Annotated in this window: 22 protein-coding genes and 1 tRNA gene; 16 read left to right on the top strand and 7 right to left on the bottom strand. The window is 68.9% G+C overall.

Annotated elements, in window-relative coordinates; all coding sequences use genetic code 11:
- The first annotated feature begins 29 nt into the window (after positions 1 to 29).
- Both AC3A3G_RS11015 and AC3A3G_RS11010 read left to right on the top strand, forming a co-directional pair.
- Positions 30 to 1,130 (top strand): FecCD family ABC transporter permease, encoded by a 1,101-nt coding sequence (locus AC3A3G_RS11015; protein ID WP_487488207.1) that lies wholly within the window; start codon positions 30 to 32, stop codon positions 1,128 to 1,130.
- Positions 1,127 to 1,915 carry an ABC transporter ATP-binding protein gene (locus tag AC3A3G_RS11010; RefSeq protein WP_200166435.1) on the top strand — a complete coding sequence of 263 codons (789 nt, stop codon included), beginning with the start codon at positions 1,127 to 1,129 and terminating at the stop codon, positions 1,913 to 1,915. Before AC3A3G_RS11015 ends, AC3A3G_RS11010 begins: the two co-directional genes overlap by 4 nt.
- A gap of 87 nt (positions 1,916 to 2,002) precedes the next feature.
- On the opposite strand, the gene AC3A3G_RS11005 is transcribed toward AC3A3G_RS11010, so the two are convergent.
- The 4 genes from AC3A3G_RS11005 to AC3A3G_RS10990 all read right to left on the bottom strand — a co-directional run bounded on the left by AC3A3G_RS11005 (position 2,003) and on the right by AC3A3G_RS10990 (position 5,414).
- On the bottom strand, positions 2,003 to 3,073 hold the full coding sequence (locus tag AC3A3G_RS11005) for a YncE family protein (protein ID WP_200166437.1): 1,071 nt from the start codon (positions 3,071 to 3,073) through the stop codon (positions 2,003 to 2,005).
- A gap of 35 nt (positions 3,074 to 3,108) precedes the next feature.
- Positions 3,109 to 4,248: an ABC transporter substrate-binding protein gene (locus AC3A3G_RS11000; protein WP_487488206.1), complete on the bottom strand. Its 1,140-nt coding sequence runs from the start codon at positions 4,246 to 4,248 to the stop codon at positions 3,109 to 3,111.
- A gap of 288 nt (positions 4,249 to 4,536) precedes the next feature.
- A complete protein-coding gene (locus tag AC3A3G_RS10995; protein ID WP_125900446.1) occupies positions 4,537 to 4,767 on the bottom strand; it encodes a hypothetical protein in 231 nt (76 codons plus the stop codon).
- A 101-nt stretch (positions 4,768 to 4,868) separates the two neighbouring features.
- The gene (locus AC3A3G_RS10990; RefSeq protein WP_200166441.1) at positions 4,869 to 5,414 is read right to left on the bottom strand and encodes a hypothetical protein; all 546 of its coding nucleotides are present in this window, start codon (positions 5,412 to 5,414) and stop codon (positions 4,869 to 4,871) included.
- A 153-nt stretch (positions 5,415 to 5,567) separates the two neighbouring features.
- Here AC3A3G_RS10990 and AC3A3G_RS10985 point away from each other — a divergent pair, with 153 nt between their 5' ends.
- Together AC3A3G_RS10985 and AC3A3G_RS10980 are read left to right on the top strand one after the other, a co-directional pair.
- The gene (locus AC3A3G_RS10985) at positions 5,568 to 6,770 is read left to right on the top strand and encodes a threonine ammonia-lyase (RefSeq protein WP_200166443.1); all 1,203 of its coding nucleotides are present in this window, start codon (positions 5,568 to 5,570) and stop codon (positions 6,768 to 6,770) included.
- Positions 6,751 to 7,293 (top strand): FKBP-type peptidyl-prolyl cis-trans isomerase, encoded by a 543-nt coding sequence (locus AC3A3G_RS10980; protein WP_200166445.1) that lies wholly within the window; start codon positions 6,751 to 6,753, stop codon positions 7,291 to 7,293. Before AC3A3G_RS10985 ends, AC3A3G_RS10980 begins: the two co-directional genes overlap by 20 nt.
- 34 nt (positions 7,294 to 7,327) lie before the next feature.
- Here the strand turns inward: AC3A3G_RS10980 and AC3A3G_RS10975 are convergent, their stop codons facing one another.
- Genes AC3A3G_RS10975 through AC3A3G_RS10965 form a run of 3 tightly spaced genes read right to left on the bottom strand, consistent with a single transcriptional unit; the run spans position 7,328 to position 9,107 of the window.
- The gene (locus AC3A3G_RS10975; RefSeq protein ID WP_088411004.1) at positions 7,328 to 7,918 is read right to left on the bottom strand and encodes a demethoxyubiquinone hydroxylase family protein; all 591 of its coding nucleotides are present in this window, start codon (positions 7,916 to 7,918) and stop codon (positions 7,328 to 7,330) included.
- Positions 7,919 to 7,930: 12 nt separating this feature from the next.
- Positions 7,931 to 8,470 (bottom strand): disulfide bond formation protein B, encoded by a 540-nt coding sequence (locus tag AC3A3G_RS10970; protein WP_200166447.1) that lies wholly within the window; start codon positions 8,468 to 8,470, stop codon positions 7,931 to 7,933.
- Positions 8,471 to 8,525: 55 nt separating this feature from the next.
- Complete coding sequence (locus AC3A3G_RS10965; RefSeq protein WP_125900452.1) at positions 8,526 to 9,107, bottom strand: YqaA family protein; 582 nt, start codon at positions 9,105 to 9,107, stop codon at positions 8,526 to 8,528.
- Between the two features lie 224 nt (positions 9,108 to 9,331).
- On the opposite strand from AC3A3G_RS10965, the gene hppD reads away from it, so the two are divergent.
- The 12 genes from hppD (at position 9,332) to AC3A3G_RS10905 (ending at position 21,416) form a co-directional block, all read left to right on the top strand.
- Positions 9,332 to 10,417: a 4-hydroxyphenylpyruvate dioxygenase gene (hppD, locus tag AC3A3G_RS10960; RefSeq protein ID WP_200166449.1), complete on the top strand. Its 1,086-nt coding sequence runs from the start codon at positions 9,332 to 9,334 to the stop codon at positions 10,415 to 10,417.
- A 334-nt stretch (positions 10,418 to 10,751) separates the two neighbouring features.
- A complete protein-coding gene (locus AC3A3G_RS10955; RefSeq protein WP_487488205.1) occupies positions 10,752 to 11,834 on the top strand; it encodes an isoaspartyl peptidase/L-asparaginase family protein in 1,083 nt (360 codons plus the stop codon).
- Positions 11,831 to 12,199 carry a cupin domain-containing protein gene (locus AC3A3G_RS10950; RefSeq protein WP_125900456.1) on the top strand — a complete coding sequence of 123 codons (369 nt, stop codon included), beginning with the start codon at positions 11,831 to 11,833 and terminating at the stop codon, positions 12,197 to 12,199. The genes AC3A3G_RS10955 and AC3A3G_RS10950 overlap by 4 nt, the downstream gene beginning before the upstream one ends.
- Positions 12,196 to 12,666, top strand: coding sequence for a methyltransferase family protein (locus tag AC3A3G_RS10945; protein ID WP_487488204.1), 471 nt, complete (start codon positions 12,196 to 12,198; stop codon positions 12,664 to 12,666). Before AC3A3G_RS10950 ends, AC3A3G_RS10945 begins: the two co-directional genes overlap by 4 nt.
- Positions 12,657 to 12,947 carry a hypothetical protein gene (locus AC3A3G_RS10940; RefSeq protein ID WP_368925151.1) on the top strand — a complete coding sequence of 97 codons (291 nt, stop codon included), beginning with the start codon at positions 12,657 to 12,659 and terminating at the stop codon, positions 12,945 to 12,947. The genes AC3A3G_RS10945 and AC3A3G_RS10940 overlap by 10 nt, the downstream gene beginning before the upstream one ends.
- A gap of 67 nt (positions 12,948 to 13,014) precedes the next feature.
- Positions 13,015 to 14,022: a fumarylacetoacetate hydrolase family protein gene (locus tag AC3A3G_RS10935; protein ID WP_487488203.1), complete on the top strand. Its 1,008-nt coding sequence runs from the start codon at positions 13,015 to 13,017 to the stop codon at positions 14,020 to 14,022.
- 103 nt (positions 14,023 to 14,125) lie between these two features.
- Positions 14,126 to 14,210: transfer RNA gene (locus tag AC3A3G_RS10930), tRNA-Leu, on the top strand.
- 412 nt (positions 14,211 to 14,622) lie between these two features.
- On the top strand, positions 14,623 to 15,177 hold the full coding sequence (locus AC3A3G_RS10925; RefSeq protein ID WP_368925153.1) for a TetR/AcrR family transcriptional regulator: 555 nt from the start codon (positions 14,623 to 14,625) through the stop codon (positions 15,175 to 15,177).
- On the top strand, positions 15,174 to 16,865 hold the full coding sequence (locus AC3A3G_RS10920; RefSeq protein WP_487488202.1) for an efflux MFS transporter permease: 1,692 nt from the start codon (positions 15,174 to 15,176) through the stop codon (positions 16,863 to 16,865). Before AC3A3G_RS10925 ends, AC3A3G_RS10920 begins: the two co-directional genes overlap by 4 nt.
- 13 nt (positions 16,866 to 16,878) lie before the next feature.
- On the top strand, positions 16,879 to 18,012 hold the full coding sequence (locus AC3A3G_RS10915; protein WP_487488201.1) for an HlyD family secretion protein: 1,134 nt from the start codon (positions 16,879 to 16,881) through the stop codon (positions 18,010 to 18,012).
- Between the two features lie 103 nt (positions 18,013 to 18,115).
- A complete protein-coding gene (locus tag AC3A3G_RS10910; RefSeq protein WP_200215560.1) occupies positions 18,116 to 19,393 on the top strand; it encodes a multidrug effflux MFS transporter in 1,278 nt (425 codons plus the stop codon).
- Between the two features lie 52 nt (positions 19,394 to 19,445).
- Positions 19,446 to 21,416, top strand: coding sequence for a M1 family metallopeptidase (locus AC3A3G_RS10905; protein WP_487488200.1), 1,971 nt, complete (start codon positions 19,446 to 19,448; stop codon positions 21,414 to 21,416).
- The last annotated feature ends 4 nt before the right edge of the window (positions 21,417 to 21,420 follow it).

The following is a 21,420-nucleotide window of genomic DNA, read 5'->3' as shown; positions in this document are numbered from 1 at the left end:
TGTATTGCGACGCAGTCGCTGAATGGAGTGTGCTGTTGGCGAGTCTTGAACCTGCCGCGTCGAAAGCGGCGTCTAGCGCGACGCCCAGCCGAACGCCCGACGCGATTGCGGCCTATGGACGCGACGTGCGGCTGCGGTTTCTCGCCATCGGCGGGCTGGCGGTTCTGGCCGTATGCAGCCTGCTGCTGGACGTGGTGACGGGGCCGTCGTCGATCTCGCCCCTGGCCGTGCTTCAGGGCGTGTTCGACCCGGCCAGCCTGTCCACGGCCCAGCAGGCCATCGTCTGGCAGGTGCGCCTGCCTTACGCCCTGATGGCGATGATGGTCGGCGCGGCCCTGGCCCTGGCGGGCGCTGAGATGCAGACGGTGCTGAACAATCCCCTGGCCAGCCCCTTCACCCTTGGGGTGTCGTCTGCCGCCTCGTTCGGCGCGTCGCTGGCCATCGTGCTGGGCGTGGGGGCCGGCTTCATCGGCGCCGACTGGCTGGTGCCGCTGAACGCCTTCGTCTTCGCCTTCGGCTCGGTGCTGGCGCTTCAGGCCCTGGCGCGGATGAAGGGGTCGGGGGTCGAGAACATCGTCTTGTTCGGCATCGCCCTGGTCTTCGCCTTCAACGCCCTGACGGCGCTGGTGCAGTTCCTGTCCTCGGCCGAGGCGCTGCAGCAACTGGTGTTCTGGACGATGGGGTCGCTGTCGCGCGCCACCTGGGGCAATGTCGGGGCTCTGGGCGTAGTCCTGGCGGTGGTCGCGCCCTTCTCCCTGCTGTCCTCACGCGGCCTGACGGCGCTTCGCCTCGGCGAGGACCGGGCCATGAGCTTCGGCGTTGACGTGAAGCGCCTGCGCTTCCTGTCCCTGCTGCGGGTCAGCCTGCTGTCGGCGACGGCCGTGGCCTTCGTCGGCGCCATCGGCTTCATCGGTCTGGTCGGACCGCACATCGCCCGCCTGCTGGTCGGCGAGGATCACCGCTTCTTCCTGCCCGCCAGCATCCTGTCGGGGGCCGTCATCATGTCGCTGGCTTCGGCGGCGTCCAAGATCATCGTGCCGGGCGTACTGATGCCGGTCGGCATCGTCACCGCCGTGATCGGGGTGCCGGTCTTCCTGGTGCTGATCTTCCGCAACGGGGGACGCGCATGACCGGGCTGGATATCCAGAACCTCAGTGCCGATTACGGCGGTCGCCCCATCGTCGAGGGCCTCAGCCTGCCGCCGCTCAGTCCCGGCGAGGTGGTGTCCGTGGTCGGGCCGAACGGCGCGGGCAAGAGCACCTTCCTGCGGGCCCTGGCGGGTCTGATCCCGGCCAGAGGCGCGATCCGGCTGGACGAGACCGAACTGACCGGCCTGTCGCTGGCCGACCGGGCCAAGCGCGTCACCTACATGCCCCAGACCCTGCCGCAGGGCGTGGCCCTGACGGTGCTGGAGACCGTGGTCGCCTCGATCCGCGCCACGCCGCTGGGCGGCGCCAGCTTCACCGACAGGCAGGCCGTCGAGCGCGCCTATGAGGTGCTGCAGCGCATCGGCGCCGAGACTCTGGCCGGGCAGCGTCTGGACCGACTGTCGGGCGGTCAGAAGCAGTTGGCGGGCCTGGCCCAGGCCCTGGCGCGCGAGCCGCGCCTGCTGCTGCTGGACGAGCCGACCAGCGCGCTGGACCTGCACTATCAGTTGCGGGTGCTGGACCTGGCGCGCGAGGCGGCGGCCGAGCGGGGCATGACGGTGATGATCGTCCTGCATGACCTGCAGGCGGCGGCGCGCGTCTCGGACCGGATCGCCGTCATGGCCAAGGGGCGGCTGGTTGCCTTCGGCGCGCCCGACGAAGCCGTCACGCCCGAAATTCTGGGCGAGGTCTACCGCGTCTCGGCCCGCGTCCAGCGCTGCGATCGCGGCGTGCTGCAGGTCATGATCGACGACGTGCTGACGGACTGAGCGCCTCGGCCGCCAATCTCTTCAAGCCAAGAAAAAGGCCCGGCTGCATCTGCGGCCGGGCCTTTCCTTGTGCGGTCCTGATCGGGATCAGGGGCGGATCAGCGTCACAACGTCGCCGGTCGGGTCGACCGGGACCGGCGTGCCGGCCGGGGCGCCGCGCGGCAGGCCGCGAGCCTTATTCGAGACGTAGACAGCGTTGGTCGCGCGGTCGATGGCGATGGTCTGGGGGAAGGTGCCCGTCTGCAGGTTCGCCTTCACCGCATAGGTGTCCGAATCCAGCACCGTCACCGTGCCCGCCTGGCGGTTGGCGACGTAGATCTGCTTGACCGCGCCGTTGTAGGCGACGCTCAGGGCGCCCGCGCCGGTGGCGACCTTGTGGATCAGGGCGCCGGTGTCGGCGTTCAGCACCGTCAGCTCGCCCGACTTCTGATTGGCGACGAACAGGCGGCGGCCTTCGGAATCGACAGCCACGTTGATGGTCGAGTCGCCGTGCGACGGCCATTTGCCGACCGTCTCGCCGGTGGCCAGGTCGATGGCGGCGACTTCATTGCTGCTCATGCCCGTGACGTAGAGGCGGTTGGTCGCGGGATCGAGCGCCGCGCCCGTCAGGCCGCCGACCGTGGCGGTGATGGTGCGTTCGACCGTGTTGGTCGCGCCGTCGATGACCCAGATCAGGTTCGGCTTGGAGGCGTCGCCCGCCTCGCCGCCGACCACGCTGACATAGACCTTGTTGTTCGCCTCATCGACGACGACCTGGCGGACGTGGGCGCCTTCTTCGTCGCCGTTGCGGATGGCGGCGATCACCGCGCCCGTGCGGGCGTTGATGGCCGTAATGACGCCCGCGCGGGTGTCGGTGCCGTACAGCACCTGGGTGCGGGTGTTCAGGTTCAGGCCGTAGAGCGGATTGGCCGAGACGTCGACCGAGGATTCCGGCGCCAGCGTCTGGCCCTGCAGGCGGACGATCTGGGCCTGGTTGGCGCCGCGCGGGCCGACGGCGGCGACATAGAGGTCGTTGTCGGTCGGGTTGAAGACGATCTCGTACAGGCCGCCGGGGGCGACCTTGACGGTCTTCTCGATCGTCTGGGCCGAGGCGGTCGAAGCCACCGCCAGGGCGGCGAAGGCGGCGGCGGTCAGAATGCCGTTGCGAAGGGTGATCATGACGGTTCTCCGGGATGAAATCAGGCGGCGGAATATCAGGGAGTGGGGACCAGATCGGTCCAGTAGTCCCCGCGATAGGGGACGGCCAGGAAGTCCTTGTTGATCGTGTCCAGCGTCGCGCGCGGGTCCAGATCGGCGAACAGTTCGGGCTGGATCCACTTGGCCAGCACCTCGGTGGCGACGATGTCGATGGGCGAGTTGATCAGCTGGTGCGACAGGCCGTGCACCTTGCCCTCGCGCACCGCCTTCAGGGTCGACAGGCCGCGCCGCCCGGCTACGCGGCGCAGCGAGGCGCGCGAGGTCTCGGCGTCGTATTTCGGGCCGACGACGAAGCCGCCGGTCTTCTCCAGATGCGGGCCGCCGGTGGCGATGTAGATGTCGGGATCGCGCTCGACCACGAACTCCAGGTTCAGCTTGCCCGACGGCTGTTTCAGCACCTCGGCGCCGATGTTGCGGGCGCCGACGAAGGTCAGATAGTCGCCGATGTTCCCGGCCCCGACCGAGTTGCAGCAGTCCGGCCCGTTGCCCGCGTGAGCCTCCAGGAAGACGGTCGGCTTCTGCTCGTCCTCCAGGCCCGCCACGCGGTCGGAGATGACCTTCAACCGGGCGGCGCGGAAGGCGTTGTAGGCCTCGGCCTGTTCCTCACGGCCGATCATGGAGCCCAGCAGGCTCAGGCTGCGCGGCTGGTTCTCGAAGGGGTGCTGGAAGAAGTCGATATAGGCGACGCGCACGCCCGCCTGCTCCAACTGGGCGGTCTGGGCGTCGGTCGGGCCGGAATCCAGCGACACCAGGGCGACCTGCGGCTGGGCGCCTAGCACCGCCTCGACATTGAAGGCGGCGGCCGAACTCGGCGTCTTGGGCAGGGTCGCCAGCGTCGGGGTTTTCTCAAGATAGGCGGCGTAGATGTCCGGGCTGAGGCGGTTCACGTCGCCCGCCCATGCGGCCAGCAGGCTGACCGGATCGGGATGGATCAACGACAGGGCGATCAGGAAGCGACTGTCGTCGATCGACAGCTTCGTCACCGGCGGGGTGATCGCCAGCGGCCGGTCGCGCAGGTCGGTCAGCAGGGAGGTCGGTGCGGCCTGGTCGCGGCGCGTGCAGGCGGCGGCCCCGGTCGCCATTAGGGCGGCGGCGCCCAGCAGCAGGGCCCGACGTCCCGGGTTGAAATCGGCCATCAGCCCCATCCTCACAAGTCCCAGCTCATGCCCATCCAATAGCGACGCCCATCGCTTTGGAAGCCGCAATCGACGGCATGCGGCGTCTTGCTTTTCAGACGGAGGCAGGGATGCGTCGCAAGGACGCGGGTGGCCGCGAACGAGGCCAATATGCTTGCGGCGCCGGTCTTCAAGCTGGTCGCTCCGTCCTCAGATCGTGAGGATGGTGGGTAGTAATAATCACTCGCACTTGCAAGCGCGGTGTATCGGACAAGCTGACGAAAGACGCCCGGGGGCATCGAAAAGAGGTTAGGCGGCGGGCGTGGCCTGCAGCGCCGCAGGCGGTTCCTGCACCATGAAGGGCCCCATGGCGAAGGCCGCCACGGCGGCGCCGGCCGACAGGGCCAGAACCGCTACGACGACATAGGCCGTCACGGCGCGCGAACGGCGGCGGCGAAACCCTCCCGGCCTGACGTTGCGGACCAGCACATAGGGCTGATTGCTGAAGGCCTCGGAGCCCACGATGTTATGCTGAGACAAGAATACGCTCTCGACTGTCCTGTGACGGACCGTTCAGAGAGCGGCCACATGAGGCCAAAGGATGGCGAACGGCGCTCGGCTTCTACAAAACTACAGCGAAGTCAACTGCCAAGGTTGACGTTGATCGCTCGACCGCCGCGCGTCTGGACCCGGCGCATCACCACCATGATGTCGTCTCCCGCCTTGACCGGAGAGATCAGGAACCAGCTGCCGTCCGGCAGACCGCTGAAGCTGAAGGCGCCGTCGGCGCACGCTTCGGCGCGCTCGAACGAGCGGTAGTCGGCGCCCTGTTCTCCTGCCGAGCGGGCGCGCACTACGGCGGCGGGCACGGCGGCGCGGTCGGTCGAGCCGTACAGGCGCTGCATCCGGGCGCGGGTGTAGGGGGTGTCGGGGATCAGGCCCACATTGCCGACGCAGTTGAAGCTGCGGCCGTCCTGGGCGAAGGCGACGCGGCCGTTGATCGAGGCTTGGCCGGAGCGCGTCGACCAGGTGAAGTCGTCGGCGCTGAACTCGGCCGGGCCGCTCGTTCCGCCGCCCATCGGCGTTGTGGCGCAGGCGGCCAGGGTCAGGCCGGCGGCCGCTGCGGCGGCCAGGGCGGCCAGGGCGGTCAGGCGCGAACGGCGCGCGTTCGAGGGGCGGTCGGTCATCGTGGGTCGGCTCCCGGCTTTCTCGGATCAGGCGAGTTTCGGCATGACCCCCGTCGCAGGGGCGAGTCAAGGTTGCCCGGCGTCGCGGCCTGCTCCACAAGAGGCGTCGGAGACCGGACGACAGAGGCCGGCCGAAGTGAATTCAGGGATTTCATGACCGTCACCATCGACGACATCCGGGCGGCGCAACAACGCATCGCCGGCCAGGTCGACCGCACGCCCGTCCGCTATTCCCGCCGCTTGTCGCAGCTGACCGGGGCGGAGATCTGGATCAAGTTCGACAATCTGCATTTCACCGGCAGCTTCAAGGAGCGCGGCGCCCTGAACCGGCTGTTGCAGCTGACGCCGGACGAGATGAAGCGCGGCGTCGTCGCCGCCTCGGCGGGCAACCACGCCCAGGCCCTGGCCTATCACGGCGGCCGTCTGGGCGTGCCCGTGACCATCGTCATGCCCGAAGGCACCCCCTTCGTGAAGGTGGACGGCACCCGCGCCCACGGCGCCAACGTCGTCATCCACGGCCTCGACTTCTCGGGCTCGACCGAGGAGGCCAAGCGGCTTCAGGCCGAGCATGGCTATGTCTTCGTCTCGGCCTTCGACGACGAGGGCATCGTCGCGGGGCAGGGGGTCTGCGGCCTGGAGTTTCTGGAGGACGCGCCGGACCTCGACGCCCTGATCATCCCCATCGGCGGCGGCGGCCTGATCGCGGGCAGCGCCATCGCCGCCAAGGCGGTCAAGCCGGACATCAAGATCTTCGGCGTCGAGGCCGCCCGCTATCCGTCCTTCACCGCGCGCCGTCGCGGCGAACCGGCCAAATGCAGCGGCCAGACCATCGCCGAGGGCATCGCCATCAAGGCCGTGGGCGAGATTCCCTTCGCCCTGGCCGACAGCCTGATCGACGAGGTCTTCGTCTGCGAAGAGGCTGACTTCGAAAAGGGCGTGGCCCTGCTGGCGACGCTGGAGAAGACGGTGGCCGAGGGCGCCGGGGCCGGCGGCCTGGCCGCCATCCTGGCCAACCCGGAACGCTTTAAGGGCATGAAGATCGGCGTCGAGCTGACCGGCGGCAACATCGACGCCCGCATGCTGGCCGTGGTGCTGAACCGTGAAATGGTCCGCGAGAAGCGGCTGATCGTCTATCGCATCCTGGGCGACGACCGCCCCGGCATGCTGTCGGCCATGGCCGCCGTGATCGGCGGGCTGGGCGGCAACATCATCGACGTGGTGCACAACCGGCTGGCGCTGGACGTGCCCGCCAAGGGCGCCGAGTTCGACATCATGGTCGAGACCCGCGACGCCCGTCATGCCGAGGAAATCGGCGCCGCCTTGAAGGACCAGGGTTATGAACTTCGCATGGGCTAAGCGCCCCCTCGGCGCCGCTATGGCCGCGACCGCCCTTCTGGCTCTCGCCGCTTGCGGCCGTCCCGCCGCCGCGCCTGAAGACCTGGCGAAGAATGCGGCGGAATCAGCCGTCTACATGAAGAAGAACGCCTCGGAAGAGGGGGTGCAGACCCTGCCGTCCGGCCTGCAGTACAAGGTCGTGGCCTCCGGTCCGGCGGGCGGCGTCAGCCCCGATCGCAACGACCTGGTCAGGGTCGATTATGAAGGCACGCTGACCGACGGCACGGTGTTCGACAGCTCGTTCAAGCGCGGCGCCCCGGCGGTCTTCTCGCCCGAGGGCGTGGTGCCCGGTTGGACGGAGGCCCTGCAGCTGATGAAGCCCGGCGACGAGTGGATTCTCTTCCTGCCGCCCGAACTGGGCTACGGCGAGATGGGCGGCCCGCCGATGATTCCGGGCAACGCCGTGCTGGTGTTCCGCCTGAAGCTGCTGGACGTTGCGCCGGTCCCCGGCGGCGGGCGCGGCGTCGGCTCGGCGATGGGGTAAAGCGTCTTCCTTCTCCCCTTGTGGGAGAAGGGCTTTAAATGCGTTCGCTGATCTTGATGGCGGCCTTGCAGCCGACCTTGATGACGCTGCTGAGCAGGCGATAGGCGGGCGCCTCGCGGCTGCCGTGCTCGATGGCGTGGTCGTGGTGGGCCAGTTCCTCTTCGCGGAACTTGGTCAGTTCGGCGGCCAGTTCGGGATCGCGGTCGCGGATCTCCTCGATCTGATCGGCGTAGTGTTTCTCGATGACGCTCTCGACCGCCTCGGTGCAGGCGTGGGCGGCCTTTTCCGAGATCAGGGCCGTCCCGGCGCCCAGGGCCGTGGCCGCCAGCTTCCACAGCGGGATCATGGCCGTGGGGCGCACCCGGTTCTCGTTCAGCAGCGTCTCGAAGCGGGCCAGGTGGACGGCCTCGTGTCCCTCCATCTCGGTCAGATCGGCGGCGATGGCGTCCTTGCCCTTGCGGCCTTCCAGCACGGCGCGCTGGGCGCGGTAGATGTGGACGGCGGCGAACTCGCCCGCGTGATCGACGCGCAGCATCTCGGCCAGGCGCGCCTTGTCCTGACCCACGCCGGGGCGAGCCAGGGGGATGCGGCGGGCGGCGGAGACGGCTTCGGCTGATTGGGTCATGACGCCTCTATCCTAGCTCCTCGGCGCGCGGGCGTCCTTGGGACGTTTCGCCGCCAGCAGGCTGAAGATAGCCAGCGCCAGGGAGATCACAAAGTTCCAGCCCGCCATCGACAGGCCGGCGAAGCTCCACGGAATGTCGCCGCAGGAGACGAAGCCCGTGCTTCCGCCCGTGCCGTCGACGAGGGCCGTCAGCGCCGACAGGTCGATGGTGGTGCTCGGCGCGGCCATGCAGGTGGCGGGCAAGGCCCACCAGCGCAGCTCGCCCCCGGCGTGATAGCCCGCCGTAATCGCCCCGGTCAGGAAGATCGCCGCCAGCAGGAAGGAGGCGATGCGCGGCGTGCCCCGGCTGGCCCGGCTGAACAAGGCCCAGAAGGTGGCGGCCCCGGCGATGGCGACGGCGGCCCAGTAAACCTCGCGTTGCTTCAGGCACAGGTTGCAGGGCGCCAGGCCCGCGAACCGCTCGAACGCGTGGGCCGCGCCCAGCATGGCCAGGGCGGCGGTCAGGGCGAAGGCCGTCCACCAGCGGGTCAGCAATTTGTAGATCGCGCTCATCTGCGCCTCACAGGAACCAGGCGCCTCTCATAAACTGAGCGGGGACCGGCGTCGATCAGTGACCGATCAGCTTGACCATAAAGAAGGCGCCGACCAGCAGCGCCAGGAACAGCACGGTGAACAGGGCCAGCCGCTTCTCGACGATCGCCAGCATGGGCGGGCCCCAGCGCTTGAGCACGAAGGCCACCAGGAAGAAGCGGGCGCCGCGCGTCACGACGCACAGAGCGATGAACAGCGCCAGATTGAACTGGAAGATGCCCGAGGCGATGGTGATCAGCTTGAAGGGGATCGGCGTCAGCCCCTTGATCAGGATGACCCAGGCGCCGTGCTGCTGGAACAGGGCCTTGGACGCCTCGAAGGTGTCGGCCTTGCCCAGCAGGGCCAGCATCCACATGCCGACGGGCTCCAGCCAGTAGCCGATGGCGTAGCCCAGGATTCCGCCCAGCACCGAGGCGATGGTGCAGACCGTGGCGTAGAAATAGGCGCGTTCCGGCTTGGCCAGCACCATGGGGGCCAGCATGACGTCGGGCGGAATCGGGAAGAAGGAGCTTTCGGCGAAGGAAACGACGGCCAGCGAGCGCGTGGCGTGACGGTGGCGGGCCAGGGAGAAGACCCAGTCGTAGAGCTTGCGAAGCATTCAGGCGTCCCGATCGAGGCCCCCGCCTCTCGTCCCTCGCCCGATAGCAGGCCAGACGAAACGGCGCGAGAGGCGAACGATCGCCTGCGACACCGGAACGTGTGCCGTTTCAGTCCACAGCCGCCTTGCGCCCGACACCGCCCCGCCAGTAGGTTCCGCCCCAATCAGCGGCCGCGCCATGCAGGCCTGAGCCGCGTCAAACCAAAAGAGAGAGGAGACGCGCCATGCAGGATGCCGCCAAACTCGACCAGGAAAACCCCCTCGGCGTCGACGGTTTCGAGTTCGTCGAATTCACCGGCCCCGAGCCCGAGGCGATGATCTCGCGCCTGGAGCTGATGGGTTTCACCCCCACCCATGTGAACCCGGCCAACGGCGTGGTGCGCCTGAAGCAGGGCGACATCACCATGCTGGTCCACCGCACGCCCGCCGGCCAAGCGGCGGACTTCGCCAAGGATCACGGCCCCTCGGCCAACGGCATGGCCTTCCGCGTCGCCGACGCCAAGGCCGCCTATGAGGGCGCGCTGGCGCGTGGCGCCCGCAAGGCCGAAGGCACGGGCGGCGGCGCCCTGGCCGGCGACTACCCCTATGTGCTGCAGGGCATCGGCGGCAGCCTGCTCTATGTCGTCGACCAGTACGGCGAGACCGGCTCCCTGTATGACGCCTGGGATGAGATCGAGGGCTGGGAAGAGGCCGAGCGCAAGAACTCCATGGGCCTCGAAATCCTGGACCACCTGACCCACAACGTCCGTCGCGGAGAGATGCGCACCTGGTCGGGCTTCTACAGCTCGGTGTTCAACTTCGAAGAGCAGAAGTATTTCGATATCAAGGGCAAGGCGACGGGCCTGTTCTCGCAAGCCATGATCGCGCCCGACCGCGCCATCCGCATCCCGCTGAACGAGAGCCAGGACGAGAATTCCCAGATCGAGGAATTCATCCGCCGCTACAACGGCGAGGGCATCCAGCACATCGCCCTGACGACCGAGAACATCTTCGAGACGGTCGAGGCCATGCGCGAACGCGGCGTCGACTTCCAGGACACCATCGAGACCTATTTCGAGCTGATCGACAAACGCCTGCCGGGCCACGGCGAGGACGTGGAGCGGATGCGCAAGAACCGCATCCTGATCGACGGTTCGGACGAGGAAGGCCTGCTGCTGCAGATCTTCACCCAGGACACCTTCGGGCCGATCTTCTTCGAGATCATCCAGCGCAAGGGCAATGAAGGCTTCGGCAACGGCAACTTCCAGGCCCTGTTCGACTCGATCGAGCTGGACCAGATCCGTCGCGGCGTCATCAAGGTCGACGCCTGAATGCGGTTTCGGCCACCGCACTGGCTGCCCTGGCTCGGGCCCGCGTTCGCGGGCTTGGCGGCAGGCACGGTCTCAAACCGATGGCCGGAGGGCGGATTCTGGGGAATCCTCTTGATCGCCCTCATCTGCGGTTTCGCACCCATCGTGGCCTACCGCATCTGGAAACGACTACACCACCGTTGAGGCTTTCCTCCCCACTGCGTGGGGAGGGGGACCACGAAGTGGTGGAGGGGCCTTGCGACGGTAAAACCAAGCTGCCCCTCCGTCTCGTTGGCTACGCCGCCGATCCACCTCCCCATGTCATGGGGACGAGAAAAATAATGGGGAGCCTGAAATGAAATCCATCGCCTTCGCCGCCGCTGCGGCCGCCGCCTTGCTCGCTTGCCCGGCCGTCGCTCAGGATGCGCCGCAATGGTCGCTGGCCATCCACGGCGGCGCGGGCGTGATCGAACGCGCCCAGCTGAGCCCGGAACGCGACGCCGCCTATCGCACGGGTCTGCAGGCCGCGCTGGACGCCGGGTCGGCCGTGCTGGCGCGGGGCGGCTCGTCGCTGGACGCCGTTCAGGCCGCCATCGAGGTGATGGAGGACAATCCCCTGTTCAACGCCGGGCGCGGCGCCGTCTTCACCTCGGCCGGTAAGAACGAACTGGACGCCGCCGTCATGGACGGAACGGACCTGAACGCCGGGGCCGTCGCGGGCCTGACCCGCACGCGCCACCCCATCGCCGCCGCCCGCGCGGTGATGGAGAAGTCGCCCCACGTCATGCTGATCGGCGAAGGCGCCGAGACCTTCGCCCGCACGGCCGGGCTGGAGGAGGTGGCGCCGTCCTTCTTCTTCACCGAAAGCCGCTGGCAGGCCCTGCTGAAGGCGCTGCGCGACCGGGGCGAGCCCCTGCCGCCGCGCCCGGAAGGCGCGCCCGCCGAACCGGCCCGCCTGGGCCCGGCCGCGCCGCTGGCCTTCAACCTGCATGAAGCCCCGCTGGACGAGCGCAAATTCGGCACCGTCGGCGCCGTGGCCGTCGACAGCCAGGGCCGCCTGGCCGCCGGCACCTCGACCGGCGGCACCACGGCCAAGCGCTGGGGCCGGGTCGGCGACGTGCCGATCATCGGCGCGGGCACCTACGCCTCCAACGCCGACGGTTGCGCCGTCTCGGCCACCGGCACGGGCGAGTATTTCATCCGCGCCACGGTCGCGCGCGACATCTGCCGCCGCACGGCCGAAGGCGCGACCGTCCAGGCCGCCGCCGACGCCGAGATCGCCGAGGTCGGGACCATCGGCGGGGACGGCGGCGTCATCGTCATGGGCAAGGACGGCGTCCACGCCTTCTCGATGAACACCTCGGGCATGTATCGTGGATCGGTGTCCTCAAGTGCGCCTGCCCGCGTGGCCATCTACGGCGACGAAGTGTCGCGATGACCGGCCAGGTCGTCGATCTCGAACAGAAGTTCGCGGCCTTCTCCGATCACTGGCGGCCGCGCGTCGCGGCGCAGCTGAACGGTCAGGACGTGCGACTGGTCAAGGTGCAGGGGATCTTCCCCTGGCATAGCCATGTCGAGGCGGATGAGATGTTCCTGGTCTGGAAAGGCCGGTTCCGGGTCGAGTTCCGCGACCGGATCGAGACGCTGGAGCCCGGCCAGTTCATCGTCGTCCCGCGCGGCGTCGAACACCGCACCGCCGCCGACGAGGAGGCCGAGGTGATGATTTTCGAGCCGTCCGAGGTCGTAAACACGGGCGACGCTCCGACCTCCGACTTCACGGCGCCGATGGGGCAGGCGATATGAGCAAGGGCGACCATTCCGGCGTCGTCGTTCCGCCGCCCGCGATCTATTTCGCCTTCCTGCTGGGCGGCTGGGGGCTGGGCCAGTGGCTGGTCGAGCCGTCGCTGGGTCTGGCGACCGAGGTTCGGCGCGGCGCGGCCCTGGCGTTGATCCTGGGCGGCCTGTTTCTGGACGGAGCTGCGGCCGGCTATTTCCGTCGTCTGGGCACCCCGCCCGAGCCGTGGAAGCCGACGACGGTCCTGGTCACGGGCGGCCTCTACCGCTTCAGCCGCAACCCCATCTATCTGGGCTTCGCCATTACCTATCTGGGGCTGGCGATCGCCATGGACAGCCCGATCGCCCTCGGTCTGCTGCTCCCCTGCCTGATCGTGGTCGACCGCTTCGTCATCGCCCGCGAGGAACGCTATCTTTCCGTCCGTTTCGGCGCCGAATACGACGCCTATCGCCAGAAGGTCCGTCGATGGCTGTGAGCCCTGAAACCCCCGCGCCCCACGCTGACGAACTGTCGGAAATGGCCATCGAGGAATTGGACGCCGCCTGCGGCCTGCGCTGGGTCGAGCTGAAGGCCGTCACCCCCTGGGGCGACACCTATGAAGGCATGGCCCCGTCCGGCCGCACGGTCGAGATCGAGCGCCGCTACCTGTGGGCGCACGAACCCGCGGGCGCCGTCATCGTCGAGGTCGAGGTCCGCGACCCGGCCCAGCAGACCGGCGCCGAAGCCCGCGCCGTCATCTCGCCCCCGAACAGTTGATCGAACGGCGTCCGCCCCGCTCATCTCCCCGCTTCCCAATCGCCTCAGCCAAGACTAGCCTCGCCCTATGAAACTCGCCTCGCTCAAGCACGGCCGTGACGGCCGCCTCGTCGTCGTCTCCAACGACCTGAACTGGTTCACGGACGCCTTCCTGATCGCCCCGACGCTGCAGGCGGCGCTGGACGACTGGGAGCGGTGCGAGCCGCTGCTGCGCGCCCTGGCCGAGAGCCTGGAGCACGAAGGCGTGCCGCGCGGCCGCTTCCACGAGCGCGACGCCGCCGCCCCTCTGCCCCGCGCCTATCAGTGGGCGGACGGCTCGGCCTATGTGAACCACGTCGAACTGGTGCGTAAGGCGCGCGGCGCCGAGATGCCGCAGAGCTTCTGGACCGACCCGCTGATGTATCAGGGCGGCTCCGACGGCTTCCTGTCGCCGCGCGACGCCATCCCGCTGAAGGACGAGGCCTGGGGCTGCGACCTGGAGGCCGAGATCGTGGTTGTGACCGGCGACGTCCCGCTGGGCGCGACGCGGGAAGAGGCCCTGGCGGCGATCCGTCTGGTCGGCCTGGTCAACGACGTCTCGCTTCGCAACCTGATCCCGGCCGAACTGTCCAAGGGCTTCGGCTTCGTCCAGTCCAAGCCGGCCAGCGCCCTGTCGCCGGTCTTCGTCACGCCGGACGCCCTCGGCGACCGCTGGAAGGACGGCAAGCTGTCGGGCGCGCTGCTGGTTCAGATCAACGGCCAAGACTTCGGCAAGGCCGACGCGGGCGTCGACATGACCTTCGACTTCGGCACGCTGATCGCCCATCTGGCCAAGACCCGCTCCTTAAGCGCCGGGACGGTCATCGGCTCGGGCACGGTGTCGAACAAGGACGCCGACGGCGGCCCCGGCAAGCCGGTATCCGAAGGCGGCCTGGGCTATTCCTGCATCGCCGAGATCCGCACGGTCGAAACCATCCAGACCGGCGCGGCCAAGACCCCCTTCCTCAAGCACGGCGACACCGTCCGCATCGAAATGCTGGACGACAAGCACCACACCCTGTTCGGCGCCATCGAACAGACGGTGGCGGCGGCCTGAGCCTTCAGGCCTCCCTCATCCGATAAAAACTGGCGGCGGCGGCGCTTCACCGATTGACGGAGGCTTCGCCGCCGCTAGATTGCGCCGCCTTGAGCCTAGCCGTGCCGGTGTGGTGAAATTGGTAGACGCGCCGGACTCAAAATCCGGTTCCGCAAGGAGTGTCGGTTCGAGTCCGACCACCGGCACCAGCTGACTTCAAGTCTCCGCTGAGGATTGGAGCGACGCTCTCCTCGGCGCATCGTATCGCGCATGACGATCCGCTAGCGGGATCGCGGACGCTTCAACGGACAAGGGAGCGGCGCCGACCAGGGCGCCGTCCTCGGCGCAGAACGGATTCATTTGCCGCTCCCAGCCGCCGTTGAGCGAGCAGGAATAGCAGCCCGACAGCATCACGCAGCCGCCGAGGACCGCGAGGGCTTTCCATGGGCGTGCGGGCATCATCGTCCTTCCTCGTCCCTCGTCTGCAACGCGACTTGTAGCACGGCGATGCGCCCGGCGGGCCGTCGCGGCGCAGCTTGCGCGCGTCTTGCGCATTCAAGAGACGAATGCCTCTTGAACAACCGGACACAAGTGTCCACTTAGCGTCTCATGAACCGTCCCTTGCGACAAGACGCCGCGGAACGCCGCGAAAGGCTGCTGAAGGCGGCCGAGGAGGCCTTTGCGCGCGACGGGCTGGACGTGCCCCTGCACCTGATCGCCGAAAAGGCCGGGGTGGGGCGGGCGACGCTGTATCGAAATTTCGCCGATCGGTCGGCGCTGGTGCTGGCGATCTTCGTCGAGCAGATCGAGGATCTGGGCCGCCGCACGCGCGCGCGGCTGGATGATCCCGACGCCTTCCTGTGGTTCCTGGAACAGCTGGTCGCCCTGATGATGACCAGCGCCGGCCTGTCCGCGCTCATCCGCGACCTGAAGGTCGAGGCGATGGAGCCGGTGCGCCAGGGCGTGCGCGAAGCCGGGGCCGAGGCCCTGGCCGTGTCCCAGGCGGCGGGGCGGGTGCGGCCCGACCTGACGGTCGAGGACATTCGCGTCCTGGCCCTGATGCTGGGGGCGCCGTCGCGGGCGGTCGTCTCGCCCGAGGACCGCATCGCCCTCAGCCGCCGCTCGCTGGAGCTGGCGCTGGACATGGTGCGCCCGCAAGGCGGGGCCCGCGCATGAGCCGCCATCACTGGAATCTGCCGTGGGAGGATTTCTTCGCCACGCTGAAGCCGCACGAGCGGCCGGTCATGCCCGGCTCGCCGTCCACGCCGGACCACGCCATGCCCTGGCGTCTGGCCTATGGCCTGGTCGGCGCCCTGGTCACTCTGACCGGCAGTCTGGGCAATGCGGCGGTGACGGCCAGTCAGCCGCAACTGGCGGGATCGCTGGGCGTGACCCTGGCCGAGGCGGCCTGGCTGCCGGTCATCTTCGTCATGACCAATGCGAGCATGAACCTGCTGCTGGTCAAGTTCCGGCTGCAATACGGCCTGCGGCTGTTCGCCGAGATCGTGCTGATCGTCTTCCTGGCCGCCGCCCTGGCGCACCTGTTCCTGCAGGACTTCGTCTCCACCCTGGTGGTTCGCGCGGTCGCCGGGGTCGCGGCCGCGGGCATGACGACCCTGGGCATCCTCTACATCATCCAGGCCTTCCCGGCGCAGCACCGCCTGAAAAGCATCATCCTGGGCGTCGGCCTGTCCAGCCTGGCCATCCCCATGGCGCGGCTGGGTTTGACCACCCTGCTGGACCGCGACCTGTGGCGGGCCTTCTACATGTTCGAGGTCGGGCTGGTGCTGGTGACGCTGGCCGCCGTCTTCGCCCTGAAGATGCCGCCCGCCCAGCGCATCAAGAGCTTCGAGCCGCAGGACTTCATCACCTTCGCCCTGTTCGCGCCGGGCATGGCGCTGCTCAGCGCCGTGCTGGGCCTGGGGCGGATCGTCTGGTGGCTGGAGGCGCCGTGGGTCGGCTGGGCCCTGGCCGCCGCCGTCCTGTTGCTGTCGGCCGCCGCCATTCATGAATACAACCGCGCCAACCCCCTGATCGACCTGCGCTGGCTGGCCGGACGCGACATCGTGCGGCTGATGCTGGCCATCCTGCTGGTGCGGATCGTGCTGTCGGAACAGACGACCGGCGCGGTCGGCTTCCTGCAGCAGATGGGGCTGGGCAACGACCAGATGCATGACCTGTTCTGGGTCATGCTGGCGGCCACAGCGGCGGGGTCGCTGGTCAGCGCCTTCACCCTGAACCCGACCAAGCTGTGGAAGCCGATCTCCATCGCGCTGGGCCTCATCGCCCTGGGCGCCTATCTGGACAGCCACGCCACCGTGCTGACGCGGCCGGGCGAGCTGTACGTCAGCCAGGCCCTGCTGGCCTTCGCCGCCGCCTTCTTCATCGGGCCGACGATGATCATCGGCTTCGGCAAGGTGCTGCAGGGCGGCGGCAAGAGCTTCATCAGCTTCATCATCTTCTTCTCCCTGTGTCAGAACGTCGGCGGTCTGATGGGCTCGGCCCTGATCGGCACCGTCCAGACCCTGCGCGAGAAGTTCCATTCCAACCAGCTGGCCGAGAGCATCGGCCTGGGCGATCCCGAGACGGTGCAGCGGCTGCAACAGCTGGGCGGCGCCTACGCCCATGTCATCGACGACCCGGCCCTGCGCCAGAGCGCGGCCCTGCGCCTGCTGCACCAGCAGGTCAGCCAACAGGCCCAGGTGCTGGCCTACAACGACGTCTTCCTGATGATCGCCGTGGTCGCCGCCGTCGGCGCCGTCTGGGTCGCCGTCAACCATTACCGCCCCCGCATCGAGGCGCTGTGCGCCCGCCGTCGCGACGCCGCCCAGGCGAGCCAAGCGCCGGCGCCCTCCGCCGAGTGAACCGGATACGACCATGACCGACGCCTCCCCCTCCGCCCCGCCGCCTCCCGCCCAAGCCCCAACGCCGGCTCCGGCGCCGCCGCCCGCGCCCGCCGCGCCCCCGCCTCTCGTCTCCAAGGAGCGGCGGATGATGTGGGGCGTGGTCCTGGGCGTGATCGCCCTGATCGGGGCCGGGCTGATCCTGCACGCCTGGGGCCTGCCGCCGTTCTCGGGCGGACCGCAGACGACGGACAACGCCTATGTGCGCGGCCAGGTGACGATCATCAGCCCCCAGGTCAGCGGCTATGTCACCTCAGTCGAGGTGCAGGACTTCCAGACGGTGAAGCAGGGCCAGCTGCTGGCCACCATCGACGACCGCATCTATCGTCAGCGGCTGGAGCAGGCGCAGGCGTCGCTGCACTCGGCCGAGGCGGCCCTGGCCAACTCGGCCCAGAGCCAGGCCTCGGCGCGCGGATCGGTGGCCCAGACGCGCGCCGCCATCGCCGCCGCCCAGTCGGCCGTGACCAAGGCCCGCGCCGATGCGACGCGCGTGCGCACCCTGTTCGAGGGCGGCTGGGTCGCCCAGGCCCAGGTCGACGTGGCCCAGAACGCCCTGCGCGCCGCCGAGGCTCAACTGGCCGAAACCCGCGCCGCCGAGGACGTGGCCCAGACCGGCGTGACCTCGGCCGTGGTCAGCCGCGGCTCGCTGGAGGCCGCTGTCGAGAACGCCCGCGCCCAGGTGCGCCTGGCCCAGATCGACCTGGACAATACCCGCATCGAGGCGCCGCGCGACGGCCGGCTGGGCGAGATCTCCATGCGTCAGGGCCAGCAGGTGGCGGTCGGCACGCAGATGACGGCCCTGGTCCCCGACGTGGTCTGGGTCACGGCCAATATGAAGGAGAACCAGATGCGCGACGTGCGCGTCGGCCAGCCGGTCAAGATCACCGTCGACGCCCTGGGCGGCCGCGTCCTGACCGGCAAGGTCGAGCGCATCTCGCCCGCCACCGGCTCGGAGTTCAGCGTCATCCGCCCCGACAACGCCACCGGCAACTTCACCAAGGTGGCCCAGCGCATCCCCGTTCGCATCGCCGTCGATCCGGGGCAGGAAGGCGTCGAGCGTCTGTCGCCCGGCATGTCGGTGACGGCGCGGATTCAGGTGAAGGACTAGGCTCCAGGTCTGGTCCCGCTCATCGCCTGACTTATTGTTGCAGCGCGAAAAACTTCACCTTTGCAGGGTTGCGTCAGCCTGTCGCAGGCTGCATCTGCTCTCCATGACCCGAGCCCCGACCCCGCCCGCCGAGATCGAGGCCAAGCCGTCGCTTCCCGCCAAGGGGCCGGGCTTCGCCGAATTCGTCTGCCTGATCGCCGTGATGATGGCGCTGAACGCCCTGGCGATCGACGCCATGCTGCCGGCCCTGCCCCACATCGGCGAAGACCTGGGCGTGACCAATGAGAACAGCCGCCAGTGGGTGATCACCGCCTATCTGCTGGGCTTCGGCGTGGCGCAGCTGCTCTACGGCCCGTTGTCGGATCGGTACGGTCGCCGCCCGGCGCTGTTCGCGGGCATAGGGATCTATGTCGCCTTCAGCGTGCTGGCCGCCTTCGCCCACACCTTCGACATGCTGATCCTGTCGCGGGTCGGCATGGGGATCGGGGCCGCGGCGACGCGGGTGCTGGCCGTCTCCATCGTGCGCGACCGCTATGCCGGGCGGACCATGGCGCGCGTCATGTCGCTGAGCTTCCTGGTCTTCCTGGGCGTGCCCATCCTGGCGCCCGCCGTGGGACAGATGATCATGCTGGTCGCGCCCTGGCCGTGGATCTTCGGCGTCTTCGCCCTGGCGGGCGGCGCCTTCATGATCTGGGCGGGACTGCGCCTGCCCGAGACCCTGCACGCCGAGGACCGCATGCCGATCAATCTCGGCCGCATCGCCGGCGCCTTCCGCTTCGCCCTGACCAGCCGCCAGGGCATGGGCTACACCCTGGCCATGACGGTCATCAGCGGGGCGCTGTTCGGCTTCATCAACTCCTCGCAGCAGATCTTCTTCGACGTGTTCAAGGCGCCGGGCCTGTTCCCGGTCGTCTTCGCCCTGGTGGCGGCGGGCATCGCCGTGGCCTCGATCCTGAACGCCCGCCTGGTCGAGAAGCTGGGCTCGCGCCTGATCGCGCATACGGCCCTGATCGGCTTCATCGGCTTCAGCGCCCTGCACGCCGTGATCGCCTGGCTGGGCCACGACAGCCTGTGGATGTTCGCCGCACTGCAGGCCTGCAAGATGTTCTGCTTCGGCTTCATCGCCGGCAATTTCGGCGCCATGGCCATGGAGCCGATGGGCCATATCGCGGGCACGGCCTCCTCGGCCCAGGGCTTCATCTCCTCGATCGGCGGGGCGCTGCTGGGCTTCGCCATCGGCCAGCAGTTCGACGGTTCGACCGTGCCGATGACCGTGGGCTTCGTCCTGCTGGGCGTCGCGGCGTTGGCGCTGGTGCTGGCGGCCGAGAAGGGGCGGCTGTTCAAGGCGCAACACCTGCCGCCGCCCGCAGCAAAGGCTTGATCTTTCGGGCGCGAGGGGGCCTTTTCGGGCGCATCTGAATACGGAGCGTTCGATGACCCTGAAGCTGGTCGGGCGGGTTTCCGCCCTCGCCCTCGCCGCCGCCCTCGCCACGTCCCTGGGCGCCTGCGCCACGACCGGAGAGATCACCCCCATGACTCCTCTGGTCCCCGCCACGCCGGCGCCGGCCCCCGCGACCGACTACGTCAACGACGCCCACTCCTACGCCCGCCCGGCCGAGGCGCGGGTGACGCACGTCGACCTGGACCTGGCCGCCGACTTCGCCGCCAAGACCTTGGCGGGCAAGGCGACGCTGGACGTGACCGGCCGTCCTGGCGCGACCGAGGTGGTGCTGGACGCCAAGATGCTGGACATCAAGGGCGTGACCGACGCCCAGGGCCGCGCCCTGCAATGGAGCCTGGGCGCGTCTGATCCGATCAAGGGCCAGCCCCTGACCGTGCGCATCCCGGCCTTCCAGGGCGGCGAGACGCAGAAGATCGTCGTCGACTATTCCACCCGCCCCGACGCCTCCGCCCTGCAGTGGCTCAGCCCGCAGCAGACGGCGGGCGGCCAGAAGCCCTATCTGTTCAGCCAGGGCCAGGCGATCCTGACCCGCACCTGGATTCCCACCCAGGACAGCCCGGGCATCCGCCAGTCCTACAGCGCCCGCATCACCGCCCCCGCCGACCTGACCGTCGTCATGTCGGCCGAGCAGCTGACGCCGAAGGGCGAGGCGGCCGGCGCCGGGACCAAGGCCTGGCGCTTCAAGCTGGACAACCCCATCCCGCCCTATCTGATAGCCATCGGCGTCGGCGACCTGGCCTTCGCCCCGTTCGACGAGCGCACCGGCGTCTGGGCCGAGCCGAGCCAGCTTCAGGCCTCGGCGCACGAGCTTCAGCCGACCGCCGAGATGGTGGACGCGGCCGAGGCCCTGTACGGCCCCTATCGCTGGGGCCGCTACGACCTTCTGGTCCTGCCGCCCAGCTTCCCCTTCGGCGGCATGGAGAACCCCATGCTGACCTTCGCCACCCCGACCATCATCGCCGGAGACCGCTCGCTGGTCTCGCTGGTGGCGCATGAGCTGGCGCATAGCTGGTCGGGCAACCTCGTGACCAACGCCACCTGGGACGACTTCTGGCTGAACGAAGGCTTCACCTCCTATTTCGAGAACCGGATCATGGAGGCCGTTTACGGCCGCGACGCCGCCGTGCAGGAGCAGGTTCTGGCCTGGGGCGGGCTGCAGGACGAGCTGAAGGAGTTGGCCCCGGCCGACACCCGCCTGCACCTGGAGCTGACCGGGCGCGATCCCGACGACGGCATGAACACCATCGCCTATGACAAGGGCGCCGCCTTCCTGCGGACCATCGAACAGATCGCCGGGCGCGAGGCGTTCGACGCCTGGCTGCGCGGCTATTTCGAGCGCAACGCCTGGCGGCCGATGACGTCGGAGCGTTTTCTGGAGGACATCCGCACGCACCTGATCAAGGGCGACGCAGGCCTGGAGCAACGGCTGCAGCTGAACGCCTGGGTCTATGAGCCGGGCCTGCCGTCCAACGTCCAGGCGCCGGTGTCGCACGCCTTCGAGCCGGTCGATGCGGCCGCGCGCGCCTTCTACGTCGCCAAGGGCCCGGCCTCGGCCGTGCCGTGGAAGGACTGGAACACCCAGCAGCGCCTGCGCTTCCTGTCGTGGCGGCCCGAGGGGCTGGCGGCGGGCGCCGACTGGCTGAGCCCGGCTCAGCTGGCTGATCTGGAAAGCACGCTGAAGCTGGACCGCGAAGGCAACGCAGAACTGGTCTTCGCCTGGCTGCAGGCCGCCCTGGCCAACCGCTACGAGCCCGCCGTAGCTGTGGCCGACCGCTTCCTGACCAGCCAGGGACGGCGCAAATTCGTCCTGCCGCTGTTCCAGACCCTGTGGGTCGAAGGCGACTGGGGCCGCCCGATCGCCACGCGCATCTACGCCAAGGCCCGGCCGTTGTATCACCCGGTCACCAGCAACTCGGTCGATCAGGTGGTGGGGCGCCCGTAAGACC

It is taken from the genome of Brevundimonas sp. Soil_N_31, from assembly GCF_057655995.1.
The sequence above is the reverse complement of the archived record's forward strand: the minus strand, read 5'-3'. Positions and strand labels throughout refer to the sequence as shown.